This window comes from Nitrosomonas sp. Nm84 (assembly GCF_003201565.1).
Taxonomy (GTDB): Bacteria; Pseudomonadota; Gammaproteobacteria; order Burkholderiales; family Nitrosomonadaceae; genus Nitrosomonas.
Genome location: NZ_QJJP01000026.1, coordinates 44826 through 54638 on the forward strand (window position 1 = coordinate 44826; position 9813 = coordinate 54638).

9 protein-coding genes and 2 pseudogenes are annotated in these 9813 nt (G+C 45.4%); 7 read left to right on the forward strand and 4 right to left on the reverse strand.

The window, feature by feature from the left end; all coding sequences use genetic code 11:
• Positions 1-34 precede the first annotated feature (34 nt).
• Positions 35-460 carry a TraK family protein gene (locus C8R34_RS12545; RefSeq protein WP_132467139.1) on the reverse strand — a complete coding sequence of 142 codons (426 nt, stop codon included), beginning with the start codon at positions 458-460 and terminating at the stop codon, positions 35-37.
• 354 nt (positions 461-814) lie between these two features.
• Between C8R34_RS12545 and traJ the strand changes: the two genes are divergently transcribed.
• The 6 genes and pseudogenes from traJ (at position 815) to C8R34_RS12575 (ending at position 7189) form a co-directional block, all read left to right on the forward strand.
• A complete protein-coding gene (gene traJ / locus C8R34_RS12550; protein WP_207896488.1) occupies positions 815-1267 on the forward strand; it encodes a conjugal transfer transcriptional regulator TraJ in 453 nt (150 codons plus the stop codon).
• Between the two features lie 2 nt (positions 1268-1269).
• On the forward strand, positions 1270-2940 hold the full coding sequence (gene traI / locus C8R34_RS12555; protein WP_107803749.1) for a TraI/MobA(P) family conjugative relaxase: 1671 nt from the start codon (positions 1270-1272) through the stop codon (positions 2938-2940).
• Positions 2937-4827, forward strand: a pseudogene (locus C8R34_RS12560) (type IV secretory system conjugative DNA transfer family protein). The gene traI and the pseudogene C8R34_RS12560 overlap by 4 nt, the downstream one beginning before the upstream one ends.
• On the forward strand, positions 4824-5366 hold the full coding sequence (gene traF, locus C8R34_RS12565) for a conjugative transfer signal peptidase TraF (RefSeq protein ID WP_107803748.1): 543 nt from the start codon (positions 4824-4826) through the stop codon (positions 5364-5366). Before C8R34_RS12560 ends, traF begins: the two are co-directional and overlap by 4 nt.
• A 108-nt stretch (positions 5367-5474) precedes the next feature.
• Positions 5475-6119: a DUF4433 domain-containing protein gene (locus tag C8R34_RS12570; protein WP_107803747.1), complete on the forward strand. Its 645-nt coding sequence runs from the start codon at positions 5475-5477 to the stop codon at positions 6117-6119.
• Positions 6119-7189: a macro domain-containing protein gene (locus C8R34_RS12575; protein WP_107803746.1), complete on the forward strand. Its 1071-nt coding sequence runs from the start codon at positions 6119-6121 to the stop codon at positions 7187-7189. The genes C8R34_RS12570 and C8R34_RS12575 overlap by 1 nt, the downstream gene beginning before the upstream one ends.
• Before the next feature lie 303 nt (positions 7190-7492).
• Here C8R34_RS12575 and C8R34_RS12580 read toward each other — a convergent pair.
• From C8R34_RS12580 to C8R34_RS12590, 3 genes and pseudogenes are all read right to left on the reverse strand, one after another.
• A pseudogene (locus C8R34_RS12580) lies at positions 7493-7672 on the reverse strand (transposase); the annotation flags it as partial.
• A gap of 35 nt (positions 7673-7707) precedes the next feature.
• On the reverse strand, positions 7708-8286 hold the full coding sequence (locus C8R34_RS12585; protein WP_107803745.1) for a DNA-binding protein: 579 nt from the start codon (positions 8284-8286) through the stop codon (positions 7708-7710).
• A gap of 61 nt (positions 8287-8347) precedes the next feature.
• Entirely contained in the window at positions 8348-8581 is a 234-nt protein-coding gene (locus C8R34_RS12590; protein WP_258364495.1) for a hypothetical protein, read from the reverse strand.
• A gap of 216 nt (positions 8582-8797) precedes the next feature.
• Here C8R34_RS12590 and C8R34_RS12595 point away from each other — a divergent pair.
• Positions 8798-9813: transposase (locus C8R34_RS12595; RefSeq protein ID WP_165872588.1), on the forward strand; the 1016-nt coding region annotated here is incomplete at its 3' end.

Sequence of the window (9813 nt, forward strand, 5' to 3'; positions counted from 1 at the left end):
AATACGGGAATGAGCGCAATGATCTTGGCAGCTATTAAATAAAATCCTTAGGATCATAATCAGTACTCCACTCGAAACCTTTCGGGTTTCCATAATCAGGGGATTTTGGTGAGTCAGTTATTTTTATCCGATCTTGTGTCGATTCTGATTCAGGCTGGAGTTGCGCCGTCGATTCAGAATCAGGCAATGGCGCGGATTCTTTTTTAGCGATAATAGTTTTTGATTGTAAGGATGAATTAGTTTTATATTTATTTACTAAATTCAAGAAAGTTTGATAGCTAAATGTAATTTTTCCTTCTTCGTATAATACTTCCCAAATATATTTAACTGACCATCCATCATCGATGGCTTCATTTATTTCGTCGCGCAGAAGGAGAAACATTGCAAGATTGAATCTTGCATTGCTTTTGTTTTTCTTGACTGCATTCTCGGCCATCCGTTGAGATAACTTTTTTTCCATATCCGCTAATAGCCGCCGTACTAAAACGACAATGTCGTATTCATAATTCCATTCAAAAACTTTTTGGTTTGCATGATTTGAGAATTCAATTGTTTCATGAGCAAATCACACAACCAATTATTTCAAGTATCTATGCAATTATTATCCAACAATGCAGAAGATATCCACTATATAACAGGTATATAAGAATTAAACAAATATTAAATCAAGAAATGTCATCTCAAATTATACAACTACAAACTTAAATAATAATGCATAATTTAGTATATAGAGACATAATACAGGGCAGGATATGTGATGTTAGCTAACAAGTAAACTTGTCAACCAACATCACAAGGATCTTATTCGCACGGTGTGCTCAACGATAATCCTGCTCTGCGAGGCAAGGGCAAAAGCCGAGGCAAAAGCAATCGAAAAAACCAAGAACCAACCAAAGCAATGAGTGAGACAAACCCAAAGAATAAAAGAAAATACAAACTTCATCTCAGGGTTCCAGTTGAACCGGAAGAAGGAAAAATCATCAGGGAGCAAGCCGAAAAATGCGGCCTGAGTATTTCAGAATATTTAAAAAAACTAGGCTTAGGTTATGAGCCAACCAGCATCATCGATAACCAAAAAGTAAATGAACTGGCAAAGATCAACGGTGATCTAGGCAGGCTAGGGGGGCTTTTAAAATTATGGTTAAGCGATGATCGGCGTGCAGCCCATTTTGACAAGAAAACAATTAATGGTCTGTTAAAAGACATTGAAGAAACCCGCACACAAATGACGGCCATCATGATGAGAATCATCAACTCAAAAAAATAATCATGATAGCCAAACACATCCCAATCAATTCAGTTAAGAAAAGCAACTTTGCCGGATTGGTGAATTATATTGTTGACCCACAAAATAAGACTGAACGCATCGGTTTAATCCGAGCAGTTAATTGTTACTCGGATCGTCCGGATTGTGTGGTTGCAGAAGTGCTTAATACGCAGCAGATGAATCAGCGCGCGACTTCTGACAAAACCTATCACCTGGTGGTTAGTTTTCGTGATGATGAACTATCCGAAGCTACTTTGCAGCAAATAGAGGATCAACTCTGCGATGGCCTAGGCTTTGGTGAACACCAACGACTCAGTGTGGTGCATCATGACACTGATCATCTGCATATGCATATTGCGATCAACAAAATTCATCCAGAAAGGCTTACGATCCATAACCCCCATTATGACTATAAAGTCATTGGTGAGCTTTGTGAAAAGTTGGAACAAGAGTATGGATTAACACCAGATAATCACGAAACAATCAAACGCGGTGCGCAGGGTAGGGCGTCCAATATTGAGTTCAAGGCTGGATCGGAGAGTCTTATAGGTTGGATGCAACAAGAATGCCTGGCGCAGATTCAAGCTGCGACAAGCTGGACTGAGTTACACCAAGTATTAAAGGATCATGGCCTCGAATTGCGTGAGCGCGGTAATGGTTTTGTATTTGTTTCCAGTAATGGGATTGGTGTTAAAGCCAGTTCTATTGACAGAGCCTTATCAAAGGCCAATTTGGTTAAGAGGTTCGGTGGTTATGTCGGGGTTGAAGATGATACAACAACAAAAAAGCAATATTCAAAGCAATATTCAAAGCAATATGAACCCAGGCCACTGCGTAACAAAATTGATACATCAAGACTATATGCGCAATACACAAAAGAGCAGAATGAGGCGGCAATACAGGGAAGAAACCAATGGAACAAACTGCGTGATAAAAAAAATCAAGCCATAGAAGCAGTCAAAACCAAAGCCAAGTTAAAACGACTACTGATCAAAAATGTTACTTCGGGTAGGCTGTCCAAAAAAATAATGGCTGCGTCCGTTTATAGTGAATTGAAAACAAGGATCGACGCGATTAATAAAGACTTTAGGGAAGGATATCAAGCCTCAAAAGCAAGCCATAAAAGAATGGACTGGTTGAGTTGGCTGGTGAAAGAATCCCGGCAGGGAAATCAGGAAGCGCTGGACATATTGCGAGCCAGAAAAGATTATAGCGCGCAGACAAATAATGTCTCGGGTACACAGACTAATGACGATTTTCTAAAGAATAAGGATTTTATAGAGACGATTACTAGAACGGGCACGATTATTTGTAATATCGGATCAATCGCCATTCGTGATGGCGGCAATCGGTTGGTCATTATGGCTGGTGCGGCCAAAGAGAAAATTTCAGGAATATTACAAGAGGCTAAGATTAAGTACGGTGAGAAATTGACTATCAATGGGTCGGATGATTTCCGTGAAAAAGTTGTTCAAGTCGCTGTAGATACAAATCTTGATGTTACATTTGCTGACGAGGCATTAGAACAACGCCGATTAGATTTAATCAATAACAGAACTGGTCAGGGATTAGAGGGGCGCGATGCGAATGGTTTAGATAAGCAAGAGAATCCATTGCAGCAGAAAGTATCCAGAATCAGTATCAAATCACCTCGGAAAGGACGGTCAAAATGAACCATTCAAACCAAAATTCGGGAAGTCCACTAGTAAAAAACGAAGGATTGGTTAAAACCAAGCTTACTCAGATGATGGCGATTTTCTTTATGTTGGGTGGGGTTCAGGTTGCAACGCAATATTTTGCCTATAGATTCCAATATCAACCGCAGCTTGGTGTTCACTTTAACCAGTTATACCCGCCTTGGTCGATTTTTGAGTGGGCTAATAAATGGTATGCCCAGTATCCAGATATCATTGGGCAATCCGGGAGTATGGGTGTTCTATTTGCAGGAGCCGGGCTGATTCTGACATTGATTGTAAAAATGGTTGCGGATAATTCATCGCGTCCGAACACAAGTTTACATGGGTCAGCGCGTTGGGCCAATGAAAAGGACATCCAGGCGGCAAGGCTACTTCCTTTAAGACAACCATTCTTCAAAAGACTCACCTCGAAAAAGATTCCACAAAATGATTATGTATATGTGGGTGCCTGGCAGGATAAAAAAGGCAAAACCCATTACCTTAAACATAATGGCCTCGAACATGTTTTATGTTATGCGCCGACTCGCTCGGGTAAAGGTGTTGGTTTGGTTATTCCAACCTTGCTTTCATGGGGGCATAGTGCGGTTATTACTGATCTGAAAGGCGAACTATGGTCTGTAACAGCCGGTTGGCGGAAGGTTCATGCCGGTAATAAAGTCATTCGCTTTGATCCTGCATCACCCAAAGGGAGTGCTTGTTGGAATCCGTTGGATGAAATCAGAATGCATGATGGGCTTGAAGTCGGTGATGTGCAAAATCTCGCTACTTTAATTGTTGATCCCGATGGGAAGGGGCTAAGAGACCACTGGCAGAAAACCAGTCAGGCGCTTCTTGTTGGTGTGATTTTGCATGTTTTATATAAATCAGGAAGTGAAGGCGCTGAAGGGACTGAGGCCACATTGCCGCTTGTTGATTCAATGCTATCCGATCCTGAGCGGGATATTGGTGAACTATGGATGGAAATGGCTACCTATCCGCATGTTAATGGAGAAAACCATCCGGTGGTAGGCGGCCACCGCACGAGATATGCTGGATCGTCCCTCTGAGGAAGCCGGGTCAGTTTTATCTACCGCTAAATCCTATCTATCCTTATACCGTGATCCACTTGTTGCAAAGAATATTAGTCGCTCGGATTTTGCAATTCGTGATTTGATGCACAATGCTAACCCTGTCAGTTTATACATTGTGACGCAGCCTAACGATAAGACTCGTTTACGGCCACTGGTTCGCATCATGATGAATATGATTGTGCGGACATTGGCAGACAGGCTTGATTTTAAGGATGGTCAGCCGGTTGCGAACTATAAGCACCGGCTTTTGTTGATGCTTGATGAATTTCCCAGTCTGGGTAAACTGGAAATCTTTCAGGAATCCTTGGCGTTTGTTGCTGGCTACGGTATTAAAGCCTATTTGATCTGCCAAGATATAAACCAACTTAAAAGCCGCGAGACGGGATACGGCCACGATGAGGCGATCACGTCCAATTGTCATATTCAAAATGCCTTTCCACCTAACCGGATTGAGACGGCCGAGCATTTATCCAAGCTGACCGGACAAACCACGGTCATTAAGGAGCAGATTACGACCAGTGGTAGGCGGGTAGGGGTGATGCACGGCAACGTAACGCGAACCATGCAGGAAACACAGCGTCCTTTACTAACACCTGACGAGTGTTTACGCATGACTTCACCAGAAAAAGATGCTGAAGGCAAAATTACCAAGCCAGGTGACATGATTATTTATGTGGCGGGTTATCCTGCTATATATGGCAAGCAGCCCTTATACTTTCAAGATTCTGTGTTTTCTGCGCGGGCTGCTGTTCCTGCACCGGCTTACAGCGACAAAATAATCCAATCATCATGAGAAAAATACGCAATATTCTGGCAGGCATTGTTTTGTCTGTCAGTGCCGGTATATTTCTGTTGAGTATTGTTTTTCGACTCACGGGTATTTATTACAATAATACGCCGAGTTTTCCGGTGGGGTTTTACAAGATTGTTGATGAGCCAGTAGGGAAGGGCGCATACGTCTCTTTCTGCCCACCACAAGACGAGGTTTTTGATATGGCCGTGGCACGGCATTACATCAATACAGGCAACTGTCCGGGCGGTTATGGGATGTTGCTGAAACGTGTCTTTGCACAGGGAGGAGACACTGTTTCTATCGGTGGGGCAGGGATTAAGGTTAACGGTGAACTGTTGCCTAATAGTGCGCAGATCCGCGCGGATATTGATGGTTATGAAATGCCGCAATATCGTTTGAGAGAGAGGATGCTGGATGATTCTGAATATCTTCTCATGTCCGATGTGAATCCGAATTCTTTTGATGCGCGGTATTTTGGGCTGATTGCGGGTTTGCAGATTCAACATGTGGTTGAGCCGGTTTTTACTTGGGGTTATTAAGTGGGGTTCTTCTGCAATACCCATATAAAGGGTACTGTCCTAGCGTATATTTACGGATGAAGATGCACAGTACCCTAAGTTAAGGTAAAACGAGCGAATGTTTTTATCATGATTTACACGAATCTTAATCCAGAAAAAGCGCTGATCTGGCGCATCGTCCATCGCGACAATCTGCCTTGGATTCTGGATAATGGGCTGCATTGTGCGAGCTCGCCAACGCAGGCATCCGCCTACGTAGCAATTGGGAATACAGACCTTATCTCTCGGCGTACATACCGAGAAGTTCCAATTGAGCCTGGCGGCACTTTGGCAGACTACGTACCATTTTATTTCACGCCGTTTTCGCCTATGATGTACAACATATACACGGGGCGAGGCGAGGTGCCTAAGCGTAGTAATGAAGAAATCTGTATATTGGTCTCCAGCTTGTCGCGTGTGAACGTCATGGGATTGCGTTTTGTATTTACTGATCGTCATGCGTATTCTGCTTTGGCAAGATATTTTAATGATACGGCACTGTTGAACGAGATCGACTGGACATTGCTGCAGGCAAGAAATTTTAAGCGAAACCCGGATGACCCGGCACAGATCGAGCGTTATCAAGCAGAAGCGCTGGTTTATGGGCATCTGCCTACTGCGGCGTTGCTGGGTGTCGTTTGTTATACGGAGGCAGTAAAATTAATGCTTGAGAGTCAAGTGCAGGCCAGAGGTTTAACGCTGGATATTAAAGCCATACCGGGGTGGTATTTCTGATGATTACGTTTACACAAGGCAACCTTCTTGAAGCCCGTGCCGAGGCGCTGGTGAACACGGTCAACACCGTTGGGGTAATGGGCAAAGGCATCGCGTTGATGTTCAAGGAGCGCTTTGCCGATAACATGCGCCTTTATGCTATCGCATGCAAAGCCAAGCAAGTGCAGACCGGCAAGATGTTTGTCACCGAGGTACATGAACTCGACGGTCCGCGCTGGATCGTGAATTTCCCCACCAAGCAGCATTGGAAAGCGCCTTCACAGATGGCATGGGTGGAGGAAGGCTTGCAGGATTTGCGCCGTTTTCTTATCGAAAAGCAGGTTAAATCTATTGCCATCCCACCTTTGGGCGCAGGGAACGGCGGCTTGGAATGGACTGAGGTACGCGAACAAATTGAGATCGCTCTGGGTGACTTGCCAAATATCGAGATTGTGGTGTTCGAGCCCACCCAGCAGTATCAGAACGTAGCCAAATGCGCTGGAGTGGGGAGGCTAACACCGGCTCGCGCGCTGATTGCTGAACTAGTGCGCCGCTACTGGATACTTGGCATGGAGTGCAGTCTGCTGGAGATTCAGAAATTGGCGTGGTTTCTGGAGCGTGCCATTGAGCAGTTTTCTCCTGAGGACAATCCGCTCAAGCTGCAATTTGTTGCACACAAGTACGGGCCTTATGCCAATAAGCTCGATCATCTTCTCAACAATCTGGATGGCAGCTATCTGCATTGCGATAAGCGTATCAGTGACGCTGGGCCGCTGGATATAATTTGGTTCGACGATGAGCACAAGGCTTTGGTGCAAACTTATATCAAGACCGAGGCCAAGGCTTATGAGCAAGCGCTGGAATACACCGCCGCCTTGATCGACGGCTTTGAGTCTCCTTTCGGCATGGAGCTTCTGGCTACTGTCGATTGGTTGCTGAGTAAAGAAGGCGTACAACCTACGGTTCAGGCTGTACGCGAAGGGTTACGGCAATGGCCTGCGGGTGCCACCGAGCGTAAGACTCGTTTGTTTGATGATAGGGCAATTGGCATTGCGTTGGATCGCCTGACTGCACATATTATTTTGGACTGATTTACGGTTTGCAGATTCAACATGTTATTGAACCGTTTTTTACGTGGGTTGATTAAATTGTTGAGGGAATAGTGAGGAGAAAATAAATTCTTTGCGTGCAAAATTACATGAATCTGGCTACTAGGAGTCTGTCGGACTTAGCGAATAGACACCATATCAATCCCACCGGATTCATGTAAAATGCCATTTAATGAAATTAAAAAACCACTTTAATCACTATTTATCATTCAATATGCCAGTAATTATCCATTCGAGCGATCGAAACAATGCCTATCCGACAGACTCCTAGGGTCTGTTGACATTTCACATAGGTAGCCACAGATATCCACAAGCCATGACTACCATACTCTTAAAATTTCTTTTCAATTTGTCATATCGTGTTGCCACTGCGCGATACTGCTTTAATCGCGCAAAAGCGTTTTCTACCAAATGCCGATATTTATACAAGCCCCAATCCATGCCTGCATTACCTTTCAATGAATTGCAAGGAACGAGCATTAAGTGCAGGTACTGTGGGCTTATCCCACCTTGTTCTGTTTGGCCTTGGTTTTGGCTATTGTAATAAGCTCGGTCTGTAGTTTCTTATAATCAGCTCGCATGCGATCCAGTTCGTTATCACGGTCTGAAAGGCGCGTTTCGAGAGCAGTCTTTTGAGTGGCCAGTTCTGAAATCTGAGTCATAGCGGTGGAAAGGCGCTTTCCGGTTTCTGCAGTGATATTTTGGCTTTGTTCTAATTCTTTTTCCAGGCGCGTAATTTCTCCCACATATTCTGATAACTCAATCTTGGCTTTATCTATACCTTCCACTGCTTCCTTCCGGATGCGGTCAATTTCATCGCTCGCCAGGCTGGACGCAGCGTCCCAAATAACAGTAACAGCTTTGTGCATGGCGGTTTTAACCGTTTCTGGCATCTCAATTGCTGGTGCAGTTTTTAAGGCTTGTTCCGCCTTCCAATTCTTGACCATTGCGCCTACGGTGGAAAAGGAACCTCCTGTCATCGCAGTGATAGCGTTTACAGTGACGTTTTTACCGGATTCCATGAGTTCATCACATGCATCGGTTACAGCATCTTGCGTCACTTTCGCTTTACGTTCCATAGGATCACCTGATTGAATATAATAGTAGATAGTAGTAGCAGATGTTGATTAACACCCCATTTCAAAGCGAATCCCCAGCCGCTGGAATTGTGGCTGAAAAAATCCGGAAACATTGGGTAGAACGCCAAACACGGCATCCGCCACAGCTTTCACGAGATTTTTGCAGGATTTGTCGCTGTCCCACGGCAAAAACGGCAACATTCTGAACGCCCAAGTCATGCAACTGATGGGTAACATCAAAACCATGCAGCGCATGGCCTGCGCCCATGACACCAACAACCAGCTGTTTTTCCATCTAGGCGACCAACATCTGGCGAAATCACTCAAGGCCTAGCCCGAGAAGTCGATACTTTGAGAACGAAAACATTCGTTCTCAAAGATCATGTCGACGGCCACACCCCGCGCCCAATTCCACCAAAAGAACCTGCGCCAACCAGCTCAACACGCAGCGGTTGAAAATCAGCTCCACTATGAACGGCACCGACCGGAAGAAACCACTCTGTATCGGTTGGTGCAAGAGCACATCGGAACTTTCTTTGCACAGGTTGAGACGGAAACCGGTTCAGGGTTACCTGACTTTGTTAAAGACGAATTTGAGGCATTTCTTGAATGTGGCATTCTGGCCCATGGGTTCTTACGCCTGCGTTGTGCCAACTGCGCCCATGAGAAACTGGTAGCCTTTTCCTGCAAGCGGCGTGGATTTTGTCCCTCGTGCGGTGGGCGGCGCATGGCGCAGACGGCTGCTCACCTGGTTGATCACATCATTCCCCGAGTGCCGGTGCGCCAATGGGTGCTCTCACTGCCGATCCCGCTACGCTACCTGTTAGCCGCTCATCCGCGCTTAATCACACCGGTATTGCAGGTGATTCACCGTGCCATCTCTACTTCTCTGATCAAACAGGCCGGATTGAAACGATCCGAAGCACAGACCGGTGCGATTACGCTTATTCAACGTTTCGGTTCGGCGGCTAATCTCAATATTCATCTGCATTGCCTAGTGCTTGACGGCGTTTACCGCATCCAAAATGGTGTGGCGGAATTCCACAGCGCACGGTCACCGACGACTGAGCAGTTGCAAAGACTGCTTAGCCAGATCATCCAGCGCATCATGAAAGCATTGACCCGTAACGGCGCGCTTATTGAGGAAGAGGGGATGAGCTACTTAGCTGAAATGGAAACGGACGCGGCGCTGAGTCCACTGCAATCGGCGGCCTGCACCTACCGGATAGCACTCGGTCGCCGGGCAGGGCAGAAGGTGCTGACGTTAAAAACCATTTCCACACAAAATACGCAACCACAGGAAAACAAAAAATACTGTGTCAATGCACATGGCTTTAGCCTGCATGCCGGGGTGCGTTGCGCCATGAATCAGCGTAAGGAATTGGAACATCTGTGCCGTTACATCACGCGACCGGCGATTGCTAATGAACGACTGACACGCAATAAAGATGGGCAAATAGTGTTAAAGCTGAAGACACCTTATCGGGATGGCACGACCCACATCATCATGTCGCCACTGGAATTCAT

Bases quoted from the DNA above. Each gene is read 5' to 3' on its own strand.
- C8R34_RS12545 (WP_132467139.1), bottom strand. From the start codon at position 460: ATGGAAAAAAAGTTATCTCAACGGATGGCCGAGAATGCAGTCAAGAAA.
- traI (WP_107803749.1), top strand. From the start codon at position 1,270: ATGATAGCCAAACACATCCCAATCAATTCAGTTAAGAAAAGCAACTTT.
- traF (WP_107803748.1), top strand. From the start codon at position 4,824: ATGAGAAAAATACGCAATATTCTGGCAGGCATTGTTTTGTCTGTCAGT.
- C8R34_RS12570 (WP_107803747.1), top strand. From the start codon at position 5,475: ATGATTTACACGAATCTTAATCCAGAAAAAGCGCTGATCTGGCGCATC.
- C8R34_RS12575 (WP_107803746.1), top strand. From the start codon at position 6,119: ATGATTACGTTTACACAAGGCAACCTTCTTGAAGCCCGTGCCGAGGCG.
- C8R34_RS12585 (WP_107803745.1), bottom strand. From the start codon at position 8,286: ATGGAACGTAAAGCGAAAGTGACGCAAGATGCTGTAACCGATGCATGT.
- C8R34_RS12590 (WP_258364495.1), bottom strand. From the start codon at position 8,581: ATGGAAAAACAGCTGGTTGTTGGTGTCATGGGCGCAGGCCATGCGCTG.